Genomic DNA, 22431 nt, shown 5'->3' with positions numbered 1-22431 from the left:
AGACCTGGGCGACCGCGGCGACCAGGGCGGTCACGACGACGCCGCCGACGAGGGCGGTGAGGACGAGGACGAGGTTGGCAGCGCCCCAGGCGCCCAGGCGCGCCGCTCCCCTGCCGGCGGCCAGGGCGGCCCGCGCGAGCGCGCGCCCCGGCGGGGTCGGCCAGGCGGTCAGGTCCCGGGGACCGATCCGCTCCTCGTGGGGGGTGTCGTCGCGCAGCATCGCCCCATCCTCGCAAGGGCGCACCGGATGCGCAGCGGGCCGGCACCCATCCGGGGACGACGAAGGGCCCGGCGCCTGAGCCGGGCCCTCCTGACAGCTGGTGCGTGGGTGTGGGCACGATGGTGGAGGTGGCGGGAATTGAACCCGCGTCCATTGACGGGAAACCAGGGCTTCTCCGGGTGCAGTGCGCTGCGGATTTTCTCGGCCCCAGCGCTCGCACGCACACGTCCGCTGACAGGCCCAGTCGAGTAGGAGTCCCGCGCAGCCCCCCGACATGGCTGCGCAGCAAGTTCTCTAGCTGACGCCAGACACTGAGACGAGAACTAACTCAGGCTGACGGACTTCGAGGCTCGCTCAGGCGGCGAGGGCGAAGTCGGTGCGCTTGGAATTGGCACCTATTGGTTTGCCAGGAGCGTTAACGAGATAACCAGGCATCCTCGACCCGCTTCCCCTGAAATGCCGACCAATGTCGAAACCGATCACCCCCATGCTCCGGTGCCGCCGGCTCACGAGCCGACGCTGGGTGCACGGGGTGCTCACACACACGCTGTTCAGTTGTCTTTGCCGATCGTAGCGTCCAACGCCGACAGCTCCCGCATCTATTTCCAACGCCGGGCCGCCGCCCTCGGGCCCTCGAGCTGTCCAAGGTCTGTCCAATCTGCTGGGGTGACCGCTCCGAAGCACGGACGCAGGGTCCGGACCGCGGCCAGCGGTGACCCCGGTCCGGGACCGTCCACACCGCAGTGGATCAAGGAGACATGCATGTCCGTACGACGCATCACCACCTCACTGGCCGCTCTCGGCCTCGCCGTGGCCAGCGCCCTGGCCGTCGCTCCGTCCGCCTCCGCCCACGGCGCGGACCACGGACCGAGCGGTACCCGCAGCCTCGCTGCCGTCCTCGCGAAGGACGGCTCGGGGTTCGACCGCAACTGGGACGACTTCGACATCGTCGACAACGCGGTCCAGGCCGTGCTCAAAGCCGACCCGAAGTCGCCGGTGGCCGTGCTGGCCGACGGGACCGTGCCGCTGACCGCGTTCCTGCCGACCGATCGGGCGTTCCGCCGGCTCGCCTCGGACCTCACGGGCAAGACGTACTCGTCGGAGTCGGCCGTGTTCACCGACGTGGCGTCGCTGGGCATCCCGACGGTCGAGGCCGTGCTGCTCTACCACGTGGTGCCCGGTGCCACCGTCACCTACCGGCAGGCGCTGCGGTCCGACGGCGCGACGCTCACGACCGCCGGCGGGGGCACGTTGACCGTCAAGGTCCTCTCGCGTCACGAGGTGCGCCTCAAGGACGCCGACCCCGACGCCCTCAACGCGAAGGTCGTGCGCCCGAACATCAACATGGGCAACGAGCAGATCGCCCATGGCGTCTCGGAGGTCCTGCGCCCGGTCGACCTCTGACCACGCAGGACACGGCCCACACGGTCGCGGCACCCCGGTGCCGCGGCCGTGCGGCTGCCGCCTCAGGCGTGCCCTGTGGGACATCCCACCTCCGCGCCGTCCGGGGAACAGCGCCACGACAGGGCCGGTTGCCACGACGGGCCCGTTCCTCGGCCTCACCCCCTCGTGAAAGGCACCTCCCCCGTGACGACCAGCACCCAGTGGCACCTCGTCCGCCGTCCCCACGGCGAGCCCGTCGACGCCGACTTCTCCCTCGTGCAGGCAGAGCTCGACGTGCCGGCAGCCGGACAGGTCCTCGTGCGCAACACCTTCCTTTCCGTCGACCCGTACATGCGCGGGCGGATGAACGACGCGAAGTCCTACGTGGCCCCGTTCGAGCTCGGCCAGCCCATGACCGGTGACGCCGTCGGTGTCGTCGAGGCGCTCGAGGGCGAGGTCGTCGACGCGACCGGCCGCCCCGTGCAGGTGGGCGACACGGTGCTGCACCCGTACGGCTGGCGCACGCACGCCTTGGTCGAGGGTCGGCACGCGCGGGTCGTCGACACCACGCTCGCCTCCCCCTCGGCGTACCTCGGGGTGATGGGCATGACCGGCCGCACCGCGTACGCCGGCCTCCTGCGCACCGCCGAGCTGCGCGAGGGCGACCGCGTCTTCGTGTCCGCGGCGGCCGGCGCCGTCGGCTCACTGGTCGGCCAGATCGCCCGCCTCAAGGGCGCCTCGCTCGTCGTCGGCTCGGCCGGCGGCCCCGACAAGGTGCGCTGGGCGGTCGACGAGGCCGGCTTCGACCGGGTCGTGGACTACAAGGCCCAGCCGATCGCCGAGGGGCTGCGCGGGGCCGCGCCCGAGGGCGTCGACGTCTACTTCGACAACGTGGGCGGCGACCACCTGGAGGCCGCCATCTCCGCGCTGCGCCCGCAGGGACGCGTGGCCATGTGCGGCGCCATCTCGGCCTACAACGCGACCGAGCCGGCTCCCGGCCCGCGCAACCTGTTCCAGGCGATCGGCAAGCGGCTGACCCTGCGCGGCTTCCTCGTCAACGACCACGAGGACCTGCGCCCCGAGTTCGAGCGCGAGATGTCGGCGTGGCTTGCCGACGGCCGTATCGCGTGGCGTGAGACCGCCGTCGAAGGCATCGAGAGCGCGGTCGAGGGGTTCCGCAGCCTCCTCAGCGGCGGCAACACCGGGAAGATGGTCGTGCGCCTCTGAGCAGGCCGAAGCGGTGACGGCGACGCTCGCCAGTCACCGCCAGCACCACCCGCCGAGGGCGGACCGGAAACCCGGTCCGCCCTCGGCGCGTCCGCATGGCGGTCAGGCTGTCTCACCACGCGAGCGCTCAATAGACTCGCCGTGCACGCCCGTCCGAGTGGTCTTCCCCCGCAGCTCCCGCAGGAGGTCTCGTGTTCAGCAAGGTGCTCGTCGCCAACCGAGGAGAGATCGCGGTCCGGGCCTTCCGGGCGGCCACCGAGCTCGGCGCGAAGACCGTCGCGGTGTTCCCGTACGAGGACCGCAAGTCCGAGCACGTGCTCAAGGCCGACGAGGCCTACGAGATCGGGGAGCCCGGCCACCCCGTCCGCGCCTACCTCGACCCCGAGGGCGTCGTCCGCACCGCGGTGGAGGCCGGCGCCGACGCGGTCTACCCCGGCTACGGCTTCCTGTCCGAGAACCCCGACCTGGCGGAGGCCTGCGCCGCGGCGGGCGTCACCTTCGTCGGGCCGCCGGCCTCGGTCCTGCACCTCACGGGCAACAAGGCGCGCGCCATCGCCGCGGCCAAGCAGGCGGGTCTGCCCACCCTGCGCAGCGCTCCCCCCAGCACCGACGTCGACGAGCTCGTCGCGGGCGCCGAGGAGATCGGGTTCCCCGTCTTCGCCAAGGCGGTGGCCGGTGGCGGCGGTCGGGGTATGCGGCGCGTGGAGCGCCGCGAGGACCTGCGCGACGCGCTCGAGGCCTGCATGCGTGAGGCGGAGTCCGCCTTCGGCGACCCGACCGTCTTCCTCGAGGAGGCCGTGGTCAGCCCGCGCCACATCGAGGTGCAGATCCTCGCCGACGGCGAGGGCAACGTCATCCACCTGTTCGAGCGCGACTGCTCGGTCCAGCGCCGCCACCAGAAGGTCGTCGAGATCGCCCCGGCGCCCAACCTCGACCCGGCCCTGCGCGAGCAGATGTGCGCGCACGCCGTCGCGTTCGCCCGGGAGATCGGCTACGTCAACGCCGGCACCGTCGAGTTCCTCCTCGCCCCCGACGGCCGCTACGTGTTCATCGAGATGAACCCGCGCATCCAGGTCGAGCACACGGTCACCGAGGAGATCACCGACGTCGACCTCGTCAGCTCGCAGATGCGGATCGCCGGCGGTGAGACCCTGGCCGACCTCGGGCTGTCCCAGGAGTCGCTGCAGATCCGCGGTGCCGCCCTGCAGTGCCGCATCACCACCGAGGACCCGGCCAACGGGTTCCGCCCCGACACCGGCCGCATCACCACCTACCGCTCCGCCGGCGGCGCCGGCGTGCGCCTCGACGGCGGGACGGTGTTCGTCGGCGCCGAGATCGGCGCCCACTTCGACTCGATGCTGGTCAAGCTCACCTGCCGCGGTCGCGACTTCCCCACGGCCGTACGGCGCGCCCGCCGCGCCCTCGCGGAGTTCCGCATCCGTGGCGTCTCGACGAACATCCCTTTCCTGCAGGCGCTGCTCGAGGAGCCGGACTTCCAGGCCGGGCGCCTGTCGACCGCGTTCATCGACGAGCGGCCGGAGCTGCGTACGGCGCGGATCTCGGCCGACCGCGGCACGAAGCTGCTCACCTACCTCGCCGAGGTCACCGTCAACCAGCCCCACGGAGCGGGGCGCACCACCATCTCCCCGCGCTCGAAGCTGCCCGCCCTCGACACCTCCTCGCCGGTGCCGCCCGGCGCGCGCGACCGGCTGCTGCGCGAGGGTCCGCAGGCCTTCGCCGACGCGCTGCGCGCCCAGGAGGCCGTGGCCGTCACCGAGACGACCTTCCGCGACGCCCACCAGTCGCTGCTCGCGACGCGGGTGCGCACCCGCGACCTCATGCACGTGGCCCCCCACGTCGCCCGGCTGACCCCGCAGCTGCTCAGCGTCGAGGCCTGGGGCGGGGCGACGTACGACGTGGCCCTGCGCTTCCTCGCCGAGGACCCGTGGGACCGGCTCTCCCAGCTGCGCGAGGCGATGCCCAACCTGCCGCTCCAGATGCTCCTGCGCGGGCGCAACACCGTCGGATACACGCCGTACCCCACCGCCGTCACGGATGCGTTCGTCACCGAGGCCGCGGCCACGGGCATCGACATCTTCCGCATCTTCGACGCGCTCAACGACGTGAGCCAGATGCGCCCGGCCGTCGACGCCGTGCGCGCGACCGGCACGGCCGTCGCCGAGGTCGCGCTCTGCTACACCGGCGACCTCACCAGCCCCGGCGAGAAGCTCTACACCCTCGACTACTACCTGCACCTGGCCGAGCAGATCGCCGAGGCCGGGGCGCACGTCATCGCCATCAAGGACATGGCCGGGCTGCTGCGGGCGCCTGCCGCCCGCACCCTGGTCACGGCCCTGCGCGAGCGGTTCGACCAGCCCGTCCACCTGCACACGCACGACACGGCGGGCGGCCAGCTCGGCACCCTCCTCGCGGCCATCGACGCCGGGGTCGACGCGGTCGACGTCGCGAGCGCGGCCATGTCGGGCACGACCAGCCAGCCGTCGATGTCCTCCCTCGTCGCCGCCACGGACGGCACTCCTCGCGCGACCGGTCTGGACCTGGCTGCCGTCAACGACCTCGAGCCGTACTGGGAGGCGGTGCGCCAGGTCTACGCCCCCTTCGAGTCGGGGATCCCTGCACCCACCGGTCGGGTCTACAAGCACGAGATCCCGGGCGGCCAGCTGTCCAACCTGCGCCAGCAGGCCATCGCCCTCGGGCTCGGCGACCGCTTCGAGGCCGTCGAGGACACGTACGCCGCCGCCAACCGCATCCTCGGCAACATCGTCAAGGTGACCCCGAGCAGCAAGGTCGTCGGCGACCTGGCGCTGGCCCTGGTGGGCGCGAAGGCCGACCCGGACGACTTCGAGGCCAACCCGACCCGGTACGACATCCCCGACTCGGTCATCGGGTTCCTGTCCGGCGAGCTCGGCGACCCGCCCGGTGGCTGGCCCGAGCCCTTCCGCACCAAGGCGCTCGAGGGCCGCAACCCCAGGCCCCGGGTCACCGAGCTGTCGGAGGAGGACGCCGCGGCCCTGCGGGCGGCCCCGCGCCCGACGCTCAACCGCCTGCTCTTTCCCGGGCCGACCAAGGACTTCGAGAGGTCGCGCGACGCCTACTCCGACCTCGCGGTGCTGGGCACGCGCGAGTTCCTGCACGGCATCGAGGTCGGGCACGAGCACGAGATCGACCTCGAGCCCGGCAAGCGGCTGCTCATCGGCCTGCAGTCGGTCTCCGACGCCGACGACCGCGGCATGCGCACGGTCATGTTCACCATGGGCGGCCAGCTGCGCCCGATCCAGGTGCGCGACGAGAAGGTCGCAGTGGACGTCAAGGCCGCCGAGAAGGCCGACCCCTCCGACCAGCGGCAGGTCGCCGCCCCCTTCGCGGGGGTCGTGAGCCTGGCCGTCGAGGAGGGCGCCGTCGTCGAGGCTGGAGCCGTGGTCGCCACGATCGAGGCCATGAAGATGGAGGCCAACATCACCGCCGCGGTGGCCGGGACCGTCACCCGCCTGGCCATCGGCTCCCAGCAGCAGGTCGAGGGCGGCGACCTGCTCCTCGTCCTGGGCTCCTAGGCCGTCGGCCCTGGGCTGCACTACCGCTGACCTGCGGTTCTCCCGTGTTCGGGTTACGGTCGAAGCGCACGGAGGTCAAGAAGCGGCCACTCGCCGTGCATGTCCGAAATCACCGCAGGCCAGACGAATGGAGTGCAGTCATGGGACTCACCGACAAGCTGGACAACAGCAAGGACGACGCCATGGGCAAGGCGAAGGAGGCTGCGGGCAAGGCCACCGACGACGAGCGCCTCGAGGCCGAGGGCCGCACCGACCAGGCCGAGGCCGACGTGAAGCAGGCCGGCGAGAAGGTCAAGGACGCCTTCAAGCACTGACGGCACGCGCACCCACGCGAAGCGGGGGCGGCGCGGCGACCCGGGACCACCGTCCCGGCGTCGCCGCACCGCCCCCGCTTCGTCGTGCCGGCCACCAGGAGCCGTGTCGGCTACCAGGAGCCGCCTGAGGAGCCGCCACCACCACCGCCGGAGAACCCGCCGCCCCCGGAGAAGCCCGAGCCGCCGGAGCTTCCCGGGGTGCTGGTGAAGGTGCCGCCGGCCGTCGTCGCGAACGAGTCCATGCCGTCGGCGATACCGCTGAACGAGCCGAAGTTGCCCCCCAGGTACCACAGCGGCGGGGTGATGACGTGGCCCGCGGCGGCCGCGGCCTCGGCGACCTTCTCGAACGTCGACGCCCACTGGGAGGCCACCCCGAACACGATGGCGTAGGGCAGGTAGCGGCTGAAGACGTCCTGGGCCTCCTCCCACTTGATCTGGTTGGCCTCCGCGGTCACGAGGTACTGCTTGAAGCCCTCCGACTGCGCCAGCACCGCGCTCCCGGCCGCGGTGCGGGCAGCCATCCGCCGGCCGAGGAAGAGCACGATGGCCCCGGCGAGGGCGCAGCCACCCGCGAGCGCGAACCCGGGGGGCACCGGGGAACCGCTGCCGGCCCCGAGCCGCGACACCGCTCCCCCGAGCCAGATCGAGGCGAACAGCGGGCCGAACACCATCAGGCTGCCCAGCGTCGTCCAGGCACCGCGCTGGGCGGCGGGCGACCGGCGGAACCAGCCGCGGCGCACGACCTCGTCGTACATGAGCTCCTGCACCCGGCTCAGCGTCGGCTTGAAGTGGTTCTTCAGGGAGGACAGCGTCACCGACGATGAGGTGGCGAACACGCCCGCGAGCAGCGCCTGCTCGTACGGCTGCAGCGGTGTGCGTGCCTGCTCGGCCGACGGCGCGGTCTGGGTGAGCAGCCAGTCCTTGCTGCGGAACGCACCCTTCTCCGTCTCGCCGATGGTGAGGTGGCCGCGGACCGCGAGGTCGACCAGGGTGGCCGAGACGTCGACGGTGTTGGCGGTCTCGTCGATGACGGTGCCGACCAGGCCGGGCTGGACGCCTGCGGGCGGGGTGAACTGCACGGCGGTCACTCGCTTGTCGCCGTGCACGACCGCGGCGCTCTCACCCACCCCGGGCGTCAGGCCCGGCGTGAGGCCGGCGTACTGCTCGTCACGGCCCCGCGTGTAGACCAGCGTGCCCATGAGGCCGGCGGCGAGCAGCGGCAGGGCCGCACCGGTCCCGAGCGCGAGGGCTCCCAGTGCCCTGGAGGTCTGCGTGGTGACGACCCCGCCGTCGCTGGTCACCTCGCCCTCGTGCAGCACCGGCTCCAGGGCGCCGAACCCGTCGCGCGGCAGCGAGGCCAGGATCGAGACCCCCTGGCCGGGCTCGACCCGCGGCGCACTGAACTGCGCGGTCGCCCCGGGCGTGGCGGTGCAGCGGTCGGTCGAGCCGAGCTCGCCGTAGAAGCACTCCGCGCGGTCGGCCGGACCCGGCCCGGTGACCGAGGCGCTGACGTCCTCGTAGAGGGCGTCGTTCGCCGAGCCCACGAGGTTGTAGTAGAGCTCGGCGTGGTCGGTGAAGCCGTTGACGATGGCCCCGAGGGTGTACCGCACGACGTAGCGCTGGGTGCCCGAGACCGTCTCGTCGGGGTTGCCGACGCGGATCCGCACCGAGGTGCCGTCGGCCGCGTCGCTCACGGACACGTCGCTGGGCGCCCCCGAGGGCGAGGACGCCGAGACCTTGCTGATCGGGTACTCGCGGTAGGTGTTCTCCCGGTCCTGGTACCCGGCGCGCACGACGACGTAGCGCTCGATACCGTGCCGGGCCTCACCGTCCGGGAAGTGCCACGCGATGGTCTCCGCCACGTCGACGGAGCCGTCCTGCTTGACGGTGAAGTCGACGTGGAAGGAGCTCGCGTAGTCGTCCGAGGACGCCGCCGTCGCGCTTGCCCCTCCGAGGACCAGGACGGCCAGCGCCAGCACCAGCGCCGCCACCACCCCCGGACCGTGACGCCTGCCCCCTGCTCGAAGTCGGCGTCGAACCGTCCCCCCGTGCTGGCTCATGCGTCCTGGCGCCCCTTGCTGCTCAGCGCGCGCTGCGCCTCGCGGTTGTCCTGGCGCTCACGCAGCGCGTGGCGCTTGTCGTACTGCCGCTTGCCCTTGGCCACCGCGATCTCGACCTTGGCGAGCCCGTCCTTGAAGTACAGCTGGAGCGGCACGATCGTGTGCCCCGTCTCGGAGGACTTGCGCGCGATCTTGTCGAGCTCGGCCCGGTGGAGCAGCAGCTTGCGGCGCCGGCGCGGCGTGTGGTTGGTCCACGTGCCCTGGACGTACTCCGGGATGTGCACGCCCTCGAGCCACAGCTCGTCCCCGCGCCACGCGGCATACCCGTCGATCAGCGAGGCCCGGCCCATCCGCAGCGACTTCACCTCGGTGCCCATGAGCGCGATCCCCGCCTCGTAGGTGTCCTCGATGAGGTAGTCGTGGCGCGCCTTGCGGTTGCTCGCCACCACCTTGCGACCCTGGTCCTTGGCCACTGCCCGTCCTGTCCGTCGTCCCGTGCCGGTCGGGGGGCCGACCAGCATGCCAACGCTACCCGGTGGACGGGGTGCGGCCGCCAGCGGTTTGCCGGGTCGCGCCGTCCGTCAGAGCCAGCGGCGCGGGTCCTTCGGGACGCCGTCCTCGTAGGTCTCGAAGTGCAGGTGGCAGCCGGTCGACTCACCGGTGGTCCCGACGTACCCGACGACCTGTCCGCGGCTGACGTGACCACCGCGGACCACGATGCGCTCCATGTGGTTGTAGGCGGTGACCAGGTCGACGCCGCGCAGGATGCCGTGGTCGACCTCGACCCGCTGGCCGTAGCCCCCGGCCCAGCCGGCGGAGATGACGGTACCGGGCGCGGCGGCGCGGATCGGGGTGCCGCAGTTGGCCGCGTAGTCGCGACCGGCGTGCAGGCGCCAGTAGTGCAGGATCGGGTGGTAGCGCATGCCGAACTCGGAGGAGATCCAGCCGTCCGAGGGGGCGGACAGGAAGCCGTTGGCGCTGGGCGCGCTGGGGACGTGGGGTACGGGGCGCCCGGCCCTGCGTGCCGCGGCGGCGGCCCGGCGGGCGGCGGCTGCGCGACGGGCGGCCGCGGCCTTGGCGGCCTTGGCCCGCGCGACGAGCACCGCCTGCAGGCGGGCCTGTTCCTTCTGCGCGCCGGCGAGCCGGGTCTTCTCCCTGGCCTTCTGCGCCTCCAGGGCGCGCGACTGGGCAGCCTGCTTCCGGGCGAGTGCCTCGAGCTTCGCCTTCGCCGCAGCGGCGTCGGCGCGCGCCGCCGTCGCCTTGGCCAGGGCCACCTCTGCCTGCTTCTTGGCCGCGGCCACCTGTGCCTGGAGGGCCTTGATGTGGGCCTCCTGCGCAGTGGCGGCCGCCCGTGCGGTGGCCAGCTTGGCGAGGGACTGGTTCTGGACGTCCATCACGGTGTCGCTGATGGCGACGCGGCTGGCGAAGTCCTCGGGCGTCGTCGCGCTGAGGGCCACGGACAGCTGGCCCATGCCCTGGTCCTGGTAGAGCTGGGCGGCGAAGCGGGCCACCCGGGTGCGGCTGGCGGCGAGGTCACGGCGCGTCGTCGCAAGGGCGTCGACGGCTCGGTCCTCGTTGGCCTGGGCGACCTCGAGCGCGACGGTCATCTCGTCGTTGTGCGCGTCGGCCTTCGCCTGCGCCGCGGTGGCCTTGTCGAGCACCGCCTGTGCAGCGGGCAGCGCGAGCTGGGTGCGTCGGAGGGCGAAGTAGGCGTCCTGGAGGCTGGCCGAGGTGCCCTCGAGCTGCTCCTTGAGCTTGGCGACCTCCTTGTCGACCTGCTTCTTCGCCGTGCCGGGGTCCTTCGCCGCCGGGACCGCTGCGGCGCGACCCGCGGTCTGCAGCACCGGCGCCGCGGCCAACGACGGGGTGGCCAGGCCGACCGAACAGGCGACGGCGACACCGAGGGCGGTGAGCCGCAGCGAGTGGGACGCGCGGCGTCGCGGCGAAATGGCGCTCATGGGCCTCATTGGTAACACAAGCCTCAGGGGTTTCGGGGGACGACGCACCTGTGAAATGCCGGACGACTGCCGGTCAGACGCGCAGGTAGCGCCGCAGGGTGGCCCAGCTGGTCAGGACGGCGACCACGAGCATGAGGGCGGCGAGCCAGGGCGCGAGCACCCATACCGCTCCCTCGCCGATCAGCGGCGCGGCGGGGAGCACCCGGGCTACGCGGGGCAACAGGTAGGCGGTCGCGCCCCACAGCCCCCCGACGGCCAGTCCCACGCCGAGCAGGGCGGCGAGCACCGTCTCGAGGACGAACGGCAGCCGGATGGTGAGGTTGGAGGCGCCGACGAGCTTCATGATGCCGGTCTCGCGGCGCCGGCTGAACGCCGCCTGGCGGATCGTCGTCGCCATGAGCAGCACCGAGCACACCACCATCAGCCCGGCGAGGACGAGGGAGCCGACGGTGACGACGTTCATCACCTTGAACAGCTTGTCGAGCGTCTTCTTCTGGTCCTGGACGCTCGCCACCCCCGGCGCACCCTCGACCGCGCTCGCCACCACCGCGAACTTCGTCGGGTCGGCCAGCTGCACGCGGTAGTTCTGCGGGATGTCCCCCACCTGGAGGTAGTCCGAGATCGGGGAGTTCTTGTACTGCTCCTTGAACCGGTCGAACGCCTGCTGCTCGGACTCGTAGTAGACGTTCTTGACCAGCGGCTTCATCTCGCCGAGCTGGGCCTTGATGGAGTCGCGCTGCTCAGGGGTGACCGTGCCCTTGGCGCAGGCCTTCTCCGGGGAGTTGGGGCCGCACATGAAGACCGTCACCTGCACGCGGTCGTACCAGAAGCCCTTGAGGGTGTCGACCTGCTGCTGGACGAGCAGCCCGATGCCCAGCAGGAAGACCGAGACCATCGTCACGAGCATGACGGAGACGGCGATCGAGAGGTTTCGGCGCAGGCCGATCCAGATCTCGCTGAGCATGAACTGCAGTCGCATGGGGTGGTGTCTCCAGAAGTCCGTGGCGCGCGGTCAGCGACCGCTGCCGTAGACGCCCTTGTTCTCGTCGCGGATGAGGTGGCCGTTCTTGAGCTCGACGACGCGCTTGCGCAGCTGGTCGACGATGTCGTCGTCGTGGGTGGCCATGACGATCGTGGTGCCGGTGCGGTTGATGCGGTCGAGCAGCCGCACGATGTCGAGGCTGGTCGTCGGGTCGAGGTTTCCGGTCGGCTCGTCGCACAGCAGGATCGGCGGCTTGTTGACGAAGGCCCGCGCGATCGCGACGCGCTGCTGCTCACCCCCGGAGAGCTCGTGCGGCAGGCGCTTCTCCTTGCCGTCGAGGCCGACCATCTCCAGGGTCTCGGGCACGACCTGGCGGATGACGTGGCCGGAGCGGCCGAGGACCTGCAGGGCGAAGGCGACGTTCTGGTAGACGGTCTTGTTGGGCAGCAGCCGGAAGTCCTGGAACACGGTGCCGATCTCGCGGCGCAGGCGCGGCACCTTGCGCGACGGCAGGCGGCCGACGTCCTGCCCGGCGACGAGCACGCTGCCCTTGGAGGCGCCCTCCTCCTTGAGGACCAGGCGCAGCAGCGTGGACTTGCCCGAGCCGGAGGACCCCACGACGAAGACGAACTCGCCCCGCTCGACGTCGAGGTCGATGTCGCTCAGCGCGGGTCGGGTGGACCGGGGGTAGACCTTGCTGACGTTCTCGAAACGGATCATGCGCGGGTGCAGAGCCTTACCGGGGGGCGGATGGGACCGCGTACGCGTCGCCGGGGCGGCACGCACGACCACCCGAGAATAGGTCGCCGTGTCCGGTATGCCGTGCAGCCGCGGCTGCTCGGCGTTGCGCGGCCCCTCGACCGGTCAGGCCTCGGCGGCCTGTCAGGCCTCGGCAGCCTTCTGCTGCTCCTTGCGCCAGCGGACGCCCGCCTCGATGAAGCCGTCGATGTCGCCGTCGAACACGGCCGAGGGGTTGCCCACCTCGAACTCCGTCCGCAGGTCCTTGACCATCTGGTAGGGCTGGAGCACGTAGGAGCGCATCTGGTCGCCCCAGCTGGCCTTGACGTCGCCGGCCATCTCCTTCTTGGCAGCGGCCTCCTCGGCCTGGCGCTGGAGGAGCAGGCGGGACTGCAGCACGCGCAGTGCGGCCGCGCGGTTCTGGATCTGCGACTTCTCGTTCTGCATCGACACCACGATCCCCGTGGGGATGTGGGTCATGCGGACGGCCGAGTCGGTGGTGTTGACGCTCTGCCCACCGGGGCCGCTGGAGCGGAAGACGTCGACCTTGATCTCGTTCTCGGGGATCTCGACGTGGTCGGTCTGCTCGATGAGCGGGATCACCTCGACCGCGGCGAAGCTCGTCTGGCGCCGACCCTGGTTGTCGAAGGGGCTGATGCGCACCAGACGGTGGGTGCCGGCCTCGACGGAGAGGTTGCCGAACGCGTAGGGCACGTTGATCTCGAACGTGGCCGACTTCAGCCCGGCCTCCTCGGCGTACGACGTGTCCATGACCTGGGCGGGGTAGCCGTGCCGCTCTGCCCAGCGCAGGTACATGCGCATGAGCATCTCCGCGAAGTCGGCGGCGTCGACGCCTCCTGCCCCTGCACGGATGGTGATGACCGCGGCGCGCTCGTCGTACTCCCCCGACAGCAGCGTCCGGACCTCGAGCTCGCCGACGGCCTTCTGCAGCGAGGCCAGCTCGCGCTCGGCCTCGGCCATGGTGTCGGCGTCGCCGCCGTCCTCGGTGCCCATCTCGACGAGCACCTCGAGGTCGTCGATGCGGGAGTCCATGCCGGTCACGCGCTCGTACTCGGCGTTGGCGCGGCTGAGCGCGGAGGTCACCTGCTGCGCGGCGTCCGGGTCGTCCCAGAGGTCAGGGGCGGAGGCCTTGGCCTCGAGCTCGCCGATCTGCACCTTGAGGGCGGCCAGGTCGGTCACCTCACGCACGGAGTCCATGGTGGTGCGGAGGTTCTTGATCTCTTGCTGGAAGTCGACGGCCACGAGGACCAACTCTATGGCATCGGGTGCACGGCCCCGACCGGTCGCGGTCCCTGCTCCAACCACGACACCGCATCGGCCACGAGCTCCTCGGGCGAGCGCGTCAGGTCGAGCACGACCCCCGACTCATCCGGCTGGAGCGGCTCGAGCGTCTCGAGCTGCGACCCCAGCAGGCTCGCCGGCATGTAGTGGCCGCGCCGGGCTGCCAGGCGTTCCTGCACGACCCCTACCGGGCCGTCGAGGTGGATGAACGACAGGGTCGGCGGCCCGGTGCGGAGCACGTCGCGGTAGGCGCGGCGCAGCGCCGAGCAGGCGATGACCGTCGAGTGGCCGAGGGCGTCCTCGGCAGCCATCCACTGCGCCAGCGAGTCGAGCCACGGCCACCGGTCGGCGTCCGCGAGGGGATGTCCCGCGCTCATCTTCGCCACGTTCGAGGCGGAGTGGAAGCTGTCTGCCTCGGCGAACCGCATGCCCGTGACCCGGGCGATGCCCTGCGCCACCGTGGTCTTCCCGCACCCCGAGACCCCCATCACCACGACGTGCCTGATGGTCGCGCCTGTCGCGGCAGAGGCGTCCCCCGTCGTCTCAACAGTCGCCTCACCAGTCATGGACCGTGCCGTCCTTCAACCGGTTGAAGGGCAGGTAGGCAGGCTGGTAGGGGAAGCGGTCAGCGGCCGCTTGGTCGAGGGTGACGCCCAGCCCGGGCTCGTTGCCGGGGTGCAGGTAGCCGTCGTCGAAGGTGAAGCTCTGCCGGAAGACCTCGTCGGTGAGGGCGCCGTGGCGCATGTACTCCTGGATCCCGAAGTTGTGGATCGCCAGGTCCAGGTGGAGCGCCGCTGCCATGCCCACGGGAGAGATGTCCGTCGGCCCGTGGATGCCGGACTTGATCTGGTACTGCGCAGCGAAGTCGAGCAGCTTCCTCATCGCCGTGATGCCGCCGGTGTGCGTGACGGCGGAACGCACGTAGTCGATCAGCTGCTCGCGGATCAGGGTCTGGTAGTCCCAGACGGTGTTGAACACCTCCCCGATCGCCAGGGGCGTCGTGGTGTGGGCGCGCACCAGCCGCAGCGCCTCCTGGTTCTCGGCCGGCGTGCAGTCCTCGAGCCAGAACAGGTCGTAGGGCTCGAGGTCCTTGCCCAGCCGGGCAGCCTGAATGGGTGTCATCCGGTGGTGCCCGTCGTGCAGCAGCGGGAGCTCGGGACCGAACTCCCCCCGCACCGCCTCGAACACCGAGGGCAGGTGCCGCAGGTAGGCGCGGGTGTCCCAGTCCTCCTCGGCCGGCAGCGGCGTGCGCTGGGCCGGCTCGTAGTCGTACCGCTTTCCCTCGCTGCTCGGCTGCGCGGCCACGCCATACACCGCATTGATGCCCGGCACGGAGGTCTGGACGCGGATGGAGCGGTACCCCGCCTCGAGGTGCTGCCGGATGGAGTCGAACAGCTCGGCCGTGTCCCGGCCCGACGCGTGGCCGTAGGCCATGATGCCGGTGCGGGACGCCCCGCCCAGCAGCTGGTAGAGAGGCATGCCGGCTGCTTGGGCCTTGAGGTCCCAGAGCGCCACGTCGACCGCGGCGATCGCCGCCATCGTCACCGGTCCCCGCCGCCAGTACCCCGACCGGTACAGGAACTGCCAGGTGTCCTCGACGGCGTGGGCGTCACGGCCCACGAGCAGCGGCGCCACGTGGTCCCGGAGGTACGACGCGACGGCCAGCTCGCGTCCGTTGAGGGTCCCGTCCCCCAGGCCGACCAGGCCGTCCTCGGTGGTGACGCGCAGGGTCACGAAGTTGCGGTCGGGGCTGCAGACGACGACGTCGACGGTCGCGATCTTCATGGGTGAACCTCTCAGGTGGTCAGCGGTGGGCGGTACCGGCAGCGACACCGGCAAGCTGGTCGAGCTCGTGGCGGCGGGGCAGACCCTCCCAGTCACCGTGGGTGCTCACGGCGACGGCGCCGACGGCGTTGGCGCGGGCCAGGGCGTCCGCGTCGTCGATGCCGTCGAGCAGCCCTGACAGCAGGCCCGCACAGAAGGCGTCGCCTGCACCCACGACGTCCACGGCGGTGACCGCAAGGGCGTCCATGTCGGTGCGGCCCCGGGGGCCCCAGAGGCTGCTGCCGGCGCTCCCCCGCTTCACGGCGACGCGGGTCACCCCCTCGGACAGCAGCTTCCCCACGGACGTCTCCTCGTCCCCAGAGGCGACGAGGCCGAGCTCGTCCTCGGAGGCGATGAGCAGGTCCGTGAGCCGGACGAGGGGGCGCAGTCCCGCCCTGGCACCGTCGGCGGTCCAGAGGCGCGACCTGTGGTTGACGTCGAGGGACACCAGCACGCCGGCGGCCCGGGCCAGCTCGGCGGCGTGCAGCACGGCCGCTGCCGCCGGGCCCTCGAGGGCTGCCGTGATGCCGGTCAGGTGCAGGACCCTGGGGAGGGGGTCGAGGGCCTGCTCGACATCGGCCGCGTCGAGCCGGGACCCGGCCGACCCCGCGCGGCGGTACTCGACCCGGACGACGTCCGCGGTCCGGCTCTCGACGAACATCAACCCGGTGGGTGCGTCCGGGTCACGCCGGGCGGCCCGGGTGTCCACCCCTTCGGCCGCGAGCTCGCGCAGGACGAGGTCCCCGAAGGCGTCCTGCCCGACCCTGCCCGCCCACGCGACCCGGTGGCCCAGGCGAGCGAGGCCGATGGCCACGTTGGACTCGGCGCCGGCCAGCCTGGCCACGAGCGGCACGCCCAGCGCCAGGGGCCCGGGCCAGCGGAAGGTCACCATCGACTCACCCAGGGTGACCACGTCCGGTCGAGCGGTCACGAGGCGGTTCCCGCCAGCTCTACGTACGAGCGCGCCCGCTCGCGCAGCGCAGCGAGGTCGCCGCCGGATGCGGCGTCGCCGACGAGCGGCCCGCCGACCCCGACCGCGACGGCACCCGCGGAGAGGTACAGGGGTGCCGCGTCGACGTCCACCCCTCCGACGGCCATGAACGGGATGTCGGGGAACGGGTCGCGCAGGGCCCTGAGGTAGCTCGGTCCGCCCAGCGACGCCGGGAACAGCTTCACGACCGCCGCGCCGGCCACGTGGGCCTCGTGGGCCTCGGTCGCAGTGAATGCGCCGGCGGCGCAGGGCACCCCACGCTCGGCAGCCGCTGCCACCGAGGGGGCGACGGCCGGCGTCACGACGAAGTCGGCCCCGGCCGCCACCGCGGCGTCGACGTCCGCGGCCGTGAGGACGGTTCCCGCCCCCAGCCGCACGTCGGGACCGACGACGGCGCGCACCCGCCTGATGACCTCGAGCGCTGAGGGTGTCGTCAGGGCGACCTCCACGAAGCGCACGCCCTCCTCGAGCAGGGCGACCGCGGCGTCCTCGGCCGCCCCGGGGTGCTTCCCCCGGATGATGGCCATCACCCTGGCGGCCGACAGCTCGTCGACGAAGGTCGTGGACGAGAAGGCCTTGGTGCCATCGGTGCCCATGCTCACCACTCCGCGAACGAGCCGTCGGAGTGGCGCCACACCGGTCCGCGCCACGCATGGCCACGCTTGTCAGCGGCGCGCACCACGGCCTCGTCCACCTCGATACCGAGTCCTGCGCCGGTCAGCCGCTCGATGTGGCCGTCGACGAAGGCGAGCGGCGCGGGGTCGACGACGTAGTCCAGCACCTCGGCACCGGCGTTGTAGTGGATCCCGATGCTCTGCTCCTGGATGAGGAAGTTGGCGGTGGCGAAGCCCACCTGGAGGCAAGCGGCCAGCGCGAGGGGCCCCAAAGGGCAGTGCGGCGCGAGCTGGACGTCGAACGTCTCCGCCAGGGCAGCGATCTTGCGGACCTCGGTGATGCCACCGGCGTGCGACAGGTCGGGCTGGGCGACGGCGATGCCCGCCTGCAGGACCGGCAGGAACTCCTGCCGGGAGAACAGCCGCTCCCCCGTCGACACCGGTGTCGTCGTGCTCCTGACGAAGTCGCCGATGAGGTGCGAGTTCTCGGGCACCACCGGCTCCTCCAGGAAGAACGGACGGTAGGGCTCGAGGAGGGGAGCGACGCGGCGGGCGTTCGCCAAGGTGAAGCGCCCGTGGAAGTCGACCGCCACGTCGCGGCTGTCGCCGAGGACCTCTCGAGCGGCGGCGACCCGGGCCACGACGCCGTCGAGCTCGGCCACCGACGCGACAGGGCTCATCCGGCCGCTGGCGTTCATCTTCACGGCGGTGAGACCGGCCTGCACCTGCTCGGCGATGTGGTCTGCCACCTCGGCCGGCTCGTCCCCGCCGACCCAGCCGTACACCCGGATGCGGTCGCGCACGGCCCCACCGAGCAGCTGGTGCACGGGGGTGTCGTAGCGCTTGCCCTTGAGGTCCCAGAGCGCCTGGTCGAGCCCGCTCACGGCGCTGGCCAGGATCGGCCCGCCCCGGTAGAACGAGCCCTTGGTCATGACCTGCCAGTGGTCCTCGATCCGTTCGGGGTCCTGGCCGATGAGCACCTCCGCGAGCTGGTCCACGGCGGTGCGCACCGTCTCGGACCGCCCTTCGCAGGTCGCCTCGCCCCAGCCGACCAGGCCGGCGGACGTCTCCAGGCGCACGAACAGCCACCGCGGGGCCACCATGAAGGTCTCGACGCGTTCGATGGTCTCCATGCCTCAGCCCTTCGTGGCGCCGGCCGTGAGGCCGGAGACGATGTACTTCTGCGTGAACAGGGCGATGACCATGATCGGCAGCGTCACCACGGTCGCCGCGGCCATGAGACCGCCCCAGTCGATGCTGGCGTAGCCGACGAAGTTGAAGATCGCCACGGGCAGCGTCTTGGTGTGGGCGTCGGAGAGCACCAGCGCGAACATGAAGTTGTTCCAGGAGAAGATGAAGGCCAGGATCCCGGCCGTCGCGATGCCCGGGACCGACAGCGGCAGCGTGATCAGCCGGAAGGCGCCGATGGGTGTCAGGCCGTCGACCATCGCCGACTCCTCGAGCTCCAGCGGCAGGCCGTCGAAGTAGCCCATCATGATGTAGACGACGAGGGGCAGGGCCACGAACATGTGGCTGAGGATGAGGACGGTGTAGCCGCCGACCATCCGGAGGTTGGAGAACACGTAGTACCAGGGCACGAGGAGCGAGACGCCCGGGATGACGCGCGCCATCAGGACCACGAGGGCGGACCGGTTCATGGTGAAGCGGCTCATGGCATAGGCAGCCGGCACGCCGAGCAGCAGGGAGAGCGTGGTGGAGGCGAACGCCACCCAGAAGCTGTTGAGGATGAAGCGGCCGTAGTTGGCCTGCGCCAGCACCTTCGTGTAGTTGTCGAGGGTGGGCGAGAAGAAGACCGCCTTGCTGCTGTCGTAGATGTCGACGTTGCTCTTGAACGAGGCCAGCAGCATCCACACCAGCGGCGCGAGCAGGACGACGACGACCACCACGAGAGCGGCCACGCGGAAGGTGGTGAACGAGCTCCGGCGACGGCTCATGAGAGCTCCTCCCTGCGACGGGCGGTGAGGGCCCACATGGAGCCGATGATGATGAGGAAGAACAGGATGAGGACGGCGGAGGCGACGCCGTACTCGTTGTAGTCGAAGCTGAGGCCGTAGGCGTAGACGTTGAGCGTCTCCACCTCGTGGAAGGACCCGCCTCCCTTGCCCTTGGTGGCGTAGAGGATGTCGAACGTCTTGATCGCGTCGATCCCGCGCAGCAGGATCGCGACGACCACCGTCGGCATGAGCATCGGCAGGGTGATGAACCGGAACCGCTGCCAGCCGGTCGTGCCGTCGACCAGTGCCGCCTCATGGGGCTCCTCGGGCAGCGCGGTGAGGCCGGCCAGGAGGATGAGCACCACCATGGGGGTCCACTGCCACACGTCGATGAAGGCCGTGGTCACCAGCGCCGACCCCTCCCCTGCCAGCCAGGGCTGTGGCGGGATCCCCACCCAGCCGAGCACCTGGTTGGCGAAACCGATGTTGGGGTCGAGGATCAGCCGCCACATCATGCCGACGGCGACGGGGGTGGCAACCAGCGGGAGCAGGATCGCGACCCGCACCCACTTCTCGCCCCGGAACGGCCGCCACAGCAGGAGCGCGATGCACATCCCCAGGACGACCTCGAAGAACAGTGCGATCCCGGTGAACTCGACGGTCCGCAGCACGGCGGGCCAGAAGCGGGAGGTGTCCGCGAGGACGTCGAGGTAGTTGGCCGCCCCGGTGAGCTCCTTCTCCGCCCGGACCGAGCCCTCGGCGTCAGTGAGGCTGAGGTAGACCGTCCAGGCCACCGGGAAGACGATCAGGACCGCGACGAAGGCCATCGCCGGTCCGGCGAAGAGCCACTTGCGGTGGTCGTTGGCCCAGCGGGCCCATGCGGGTGTGGACACCGAGGTGCGGAGGGCGGGTGCAGACGTGGCCATGGGGCGCTCCTGGACGTGCGGACGGGGTGTGCCTGGTGGTCGGGCCGCGTGGTCGGGACCGCAGTCCCGACCACGCGGCTCGCGTCACTTGTTCTCGTCGTCCAGCAGCTTCTGGAACGCCTCGTTGGCCGCGTCCGCCGAGGCGGCCGGGTCCTTGCCGGTGATGGCGTCGACGATCGGCTGGCCCACGATCTCCCGGGCCTCGGGCACCTTGACCACCAGCGGCCGGTCGTGACCGACACCGTTCTGGGTGCTGACGGCGATCGCCGCGGCGAGGTCCTTGGGGTAGGTGGACGTCCCCTCGGGGTCGGACCACACCGACGTGCGCGCCCCGGGGACCCCCGACTTCTGGTTGGCCAGGGTCTGCTCCTTGCTCGTGGCCCACTGGATGAACTTCCAGGCGTTGTCCTTGTTCTTGGAGGCCTCGTTGACGCCGAGGGCCCACGACGGGACGTTGTACGGCTTGGAGCCGGCCGGGCCGGCGGGGAACGGCGCGAAACCGACGGTGTCGGCGACCTTGGACTTGGCCTTGTCGGTGGCGTTCTTGTAGAGCGAGTCTGCCTCGGTGTAGAAGGCGGCCTTGCCCTGGGTGAAGATGGCCATGGCTTCGGGCCAGCTCATGTCCGTGCTGACGTTCTTGGGCCCGTGGTCCCTGATGAGCCCGCCGTAGAAGGCGTAGGCCTGCTTGGCCGCGTCGCTGTTGACCGCCGCCTTGTCACCGTCGCCGATGAACTCACCCCCGAAGCTGTAGAGGAAGCTCGAGAACTGGGTGACCGCGGCCGACTTGCCGGTGCGGGCCACGAACCCTGCGACGCCGGGGTTGTCCTTGGCGACCTTGGCCGCGTCGGTCTTCAGCTCGTCCAGCGTCTTGGGCGGGTTGGCGATGCCGGACTTCTTCAGCAGGTCCTTGCGGTAGTAGAGGACCTCCTGCTCGGTGATCGTCGGGACACCCACGACCTTGTCCTTGTAGGTGCTCGACTGGACCGGCCCCTGCTGGAAGTCGCCCCAGTTCCAGTCCTTGCTGGCCTTGACGTCGTCGGTGAGGTCGGCGAGGTAGCCGTTCTTGGCGAACAGCTTCCCCTCCTGCAACGGGCGGTACATCATCACGTCGATGTCGGAGGAGCCGGCGTTGAGCTTGACGTTGTACTGGTCGGACAGCTGGTCCTCGCCGAGCTGGGTGATCTCGACCTTCAGGCCGGACTGCTTCTCGAACTCGGGCAGGGCCTTCTTGATGTTGTCGGTCCAGACGTGGTTGGCCAGGGTCACGCGGACGGTCTTGGAACCCGACCCACCGCCGTCCCCTCCACCACAGGCCGACATCCCCAGAGCCGCGACCACGGCCAGAGAGGTGCTGATGACTACTGGCTGACGTCTCACGACTGTCTCCTTCTCGCCTGGCCGTTCCGCCGTTGGAACCGTCGCCGAGCAGACTCCTACGTCTGCTGATTCGTCGATGCTAGGCTCATACATCTGCTTTATGCAAGCACTTCCGCCTCATGAGTATGCTTTGTCCATGGCACAGACGGCGCAGGAGACCTCCGGCACCGACGACGGCCGACGAGAGCTGACCGGGTTGCACTCCCGGCTCCTCGAGGCGTTGGGCACGGCCATCTGCGGGGGCGGGCTCGAACCGGGCACCGTGCTGTTCATCGAGGACCTTGCCGAGGAGCACGCGGTCTCGCGGTCGGTGGTGCGCGAGGTGCTGCGGGTGCTGGCCTCCATGGGCCTGGTCGAGTCCCGGCGCCGGGTGGGCACGATCATCCAGCACCCGCGGGGGTGGAACGTCTACGACCCGCTCGTGATCCGCTGGCGGCTCGCGGGAGCGGGGCGCATCGGCCAGCTGAGGACCATCACGGAGCTGCGCTCGGCGGTCGAACCGGCAGCGGCGGCCCTGGCTGCCGAACGCGCCCAGCCACGCGAGGCCAGCGAGCTCGTCGCACTGGCCGCCCAGATGTGGGAGGCGGGCCAGTCCGGGGAGATGGACCTGTTCCTCGCCCTGGACATCGACTTCCACCGGCGCGTGCTGGCCGCCTCGCGCAACGAGATGTTCGAGCACCTCCACCAGCCGATCGCCGAGGTGCTCACCGGTCGCCACGCCTACGGCCTCATGCCCCACCACCCCCACGTCGACGCGCTCCAGTTCCACGTGGACGTCGCCCAGGCGATCCAGCGTCACGACAGTGACACCGCGCGCGAGCGGATGGTGCGGATCATGGACCGGACCATGGCCGAGACGAAGTCGATCTGGCAGGAGCAGGCCAGCGACGTCCGCGGCACCGCGGCGGCTCCCGGAGGAACCGCCGCGGAGTGACCGCGCAGGGTGGGCCGGGGCTCACTCACCGCCCAGCCGGCGTGCGGCCGGACT

At 71.1% G+C, this 22431-nt stretch carries 19 protein-coding genes and 1 other RNA gene; 5 read left to right on the top strand and 15 right to left on the bottom strand.

Annotated elements, in window-relative coordinates:
* Positions 1-340 precede the first annotated feature (340 nt).
* Positions 341-707, bottom strand: a transfer-messenger RNA (tmRNA) gene (gene ssrA, locus ASG70_RS18780).
* Between the two features lie 275 nt (positions 708-982).
* Here ssrA and ASG70_RS04865 point away from each other — a divergent pair.
* From ASG70_RS04865 to ASG70_RS04850, 4 genes are all read left to right on the top strand, one after another.
* Complete coding sequence (locus tag ASG70_RS04865; protein ID WP_056882681.1) at positions 983-1624, top strand: fasciclin domain-containing protein; 642 nt, start codon at positions 983-985, stop codon at positions 1622-1624.
* A gap of 183 nt (positions 1625-1807) precedes the next feature.
* Complete coding sequence (locus tag ASG70_RS04860; RefSeq protein WP_156399814.1) at positions 1808-2830, top strand: NADP-dependent oxidoreductase; 1023 nt, start codon at positions 1808-1810, stop codon at positions 2828-2830.
* Positions 2831-3021: 191 nt separating this feature from the next.
* Complete coding sequence (locus ASG70_RS04855) at positions 3022-6402, top strand: pyruvate carboxylase (RefSeq protein WP_056882679.1); 3381 nt, start codon at positions 3022-3024, stop codon at positions 6400-6402.
* 140 nt (positions 6403-6542) lie between these two features.
* On the top strand, positions 6543-6716 hold the full coding sequence (locus ASG70_RS04850) for a CsbD family protein (protein ID WP_056882678.1): 174 nt from the start codon (positions 6543-6545) through the stop codon (positions 6714-6716).
* 110 nt (positions 6717-6826) lie between these two features.
* Here ASG70_RS04850 and ASG70_RS04845 read toward each other — a convergent pair whose 3' ends face one another.
* The 14 genes from ASG70_RS04845 to ASG70_RS04780 all read right to left on the bottom strand — a co-directional run bounded on the left by ASG70_RS04845 (position 6827) and on the right by ASG70_RS04780 (position 21443).
* A complete protein-coding gene (locus tag ASG70_RS04845; protein WP_235531338.1) occupies positions 6827-8710 on the bottom strand; it encodes a DUF2207 domain-containing protein in 1884 nt (627 codons plus the stop codon).
* 62 nt (positions 8711-8772) lie between these two features.
* Positions 8773-9249 (bottom strand): SsrA-binding protein SmpB, encoded by a 477-nt coding sequence (gene smpB / locus ASG70_RS04840; protein WP_056882676.1) that lies wholly within the window; start codon positions 9247-9249, stop codon positions 8773-8775.
* Positions 9250-9357: 108 nt separating this feature from the next.
* Positions 9358-10734, bottom strand: coding sequence for a M23 family metallopeptidase (locus ASG70_RS04835; protein ID WP_056882675.1), 1377 nt, complete (start codon positions 10732-10734; stop codon positions 9358-9360).
* A gap of 73 nt (positions 10735-10807) precedes the next feature.
* Positions 10808-11713, bottom strand: a complete 906-nt coding sequence (gene ftsX, locus ASG70_RS04830; protein ID WP_056882674.1) for a permease-like cell division protein FtsX — start codon at positions 11711-11713, stop codon at positions 10808-10810.
* Positions 11714-11746: 33 nt separating this feature from the next.
* Entirely contained in the window at positions 11747-12436 is a 690-nt protein-coding gene (ftsE, locus tag ASG70_RS04825) for a cell division ATP-binding protein FtsE (protein ID WP_056882673.1), read from the bottom strand.
* Between the two features lie 162 nt (positions 12437-12598).
* On the bottom strand, positions 12599-13717 hold the full coding sequence (gene prfB, locus ASG70_RS04820; protein WP_056882767.1) for a peptide chain release factor 2: 1119 nt from the start codon (positions 13715-13717) through the stop codon (positions 12599-12601).
* 11 nt (positions 13718-13728) lie between these two features.
* Complete coding sequence (locus ASG70_RS04815) at positions 13729-14322, bottom strand: gluconokinase (RefSeq protein ID WP_082590095.1); 594 nt, start codon at positions 14320-14322, stop codon at positions 13729-13731.
* Positions 14312-15541, bottom strand: a complete 1230-nt coding sequence (gene manD / locus ASG70_RS04810) for a D-mannonate dehydratase ManD (RefSeq protein WP_056882671.1) — start codon at positions 15539-15541, stop codon at positions 14312-14314. Before manD ends, ASG70_RS04815 begins: the two co-directional genes overlap by 11 nt.
* Positions 15542-15560: 19 nt before the next feature.
* Positions 15561-16511 carry a sugar kinase gene (locus tag ASG70_RS04805; protein WP_235531337.1) on the bottom strand — a complete coding sequence of 317 codons (951 nt, stop codon included), beginning with the start codon at positions 16509-16511 and terminating at the stop codon, positions 15561-15563.
* Complete coding sequence (locus ASG70_RS04800; RefSeq protein ID WP_056882670.1) at positions 16508-17167, bottom strand: bifunctional 4-hydroxy-2-oxoglutarate aldolase/2-dehydro-3-deoxy-phosphogluconate aldolase; 660 nt, start codon at positions 17165-17167, stop codon at positions 16508-16510. The genes ASG70_RS04805 and ASG70_RS04800 overlap by 4 nt, the downstream gene beginning before the upstream one ends.
* A 2-nt stretch (positions 17168-17169) precedes the next feature.
* Entirely contained in the window at positions 17170-18318 is a 1149-nt protein-coding gene (gene dgoD, locus ASG70_RS04795; RefSeq protein WP_056882669.1) for a galactonate dehydratase, read from the bottom strand.
* 3 nt (positions 18319-18321) lie between these two features.
* Entirely contained in the window at positions 18322-19140 is an 819-nt protein-coding gene (locus ASG70_RS04790; protein WP_056882668.1) for a carbohydrate ABC transporter permease, read from the bottom strand.
* Positions 19137-20066 (bottom strand): carbohydrate ABC transporter permease, encoded by a 930-nt coding sequence (locus tag ASG70_RS04785; protein ID WP_056882667.1) that lies wholly within the window; start codon positions 20064-20066, stop codon positions 19137-19139. Before ASG70_RS04785 ends, ASG70_RS04790 begins: the two co-directional genes overlap by 4 nt.
* An 84-nt stretch (positions 20067-20150) precedes the next feature.
* Positions 20151-21443: a sugar ABC transporter substrate-binding protein gene (locus ASG70_RS04780; RefSeq protein ID WP_056882666.1), complete on the bottom strand. Its 1293-nt coding sequence runs from the start codon at positions 21441-21443 to the stop codon at positions 20151-20153.
* Between the two features lie 136 nt (positions 21444-21579).
* Between ASG70_RS04780 and ASG70_RS04775 the strand changes: the two genes are divergently transcribed.
* Positions 21580-22377, top strand: a complete 798-nt coding sequence (locus ASG70_RS04775; RefSeq protein WP_056882665.1) for a FadR/GntR family transcriptional regulator — start codon at positions 21580-21582, stop codon at positions 22375-22377.
* Positions 22378-22431: the final 54 nt, after the last annotated feature.

Source organism: Phycicoccus sp. Soil748 (assembly GCF_001428025.1).
Taxonomy (GTDB): domain Bacteria; phylum Actinomycetota; class Actinomycetes; order Actinomycetales; family Dermatophilaceae; genus Pedococcus.
The sequence above is the reverse complement of the archived record's forward strand: the minus strand, read 5'-3'. Positions and strand labels throughout refer to the sequence as shown.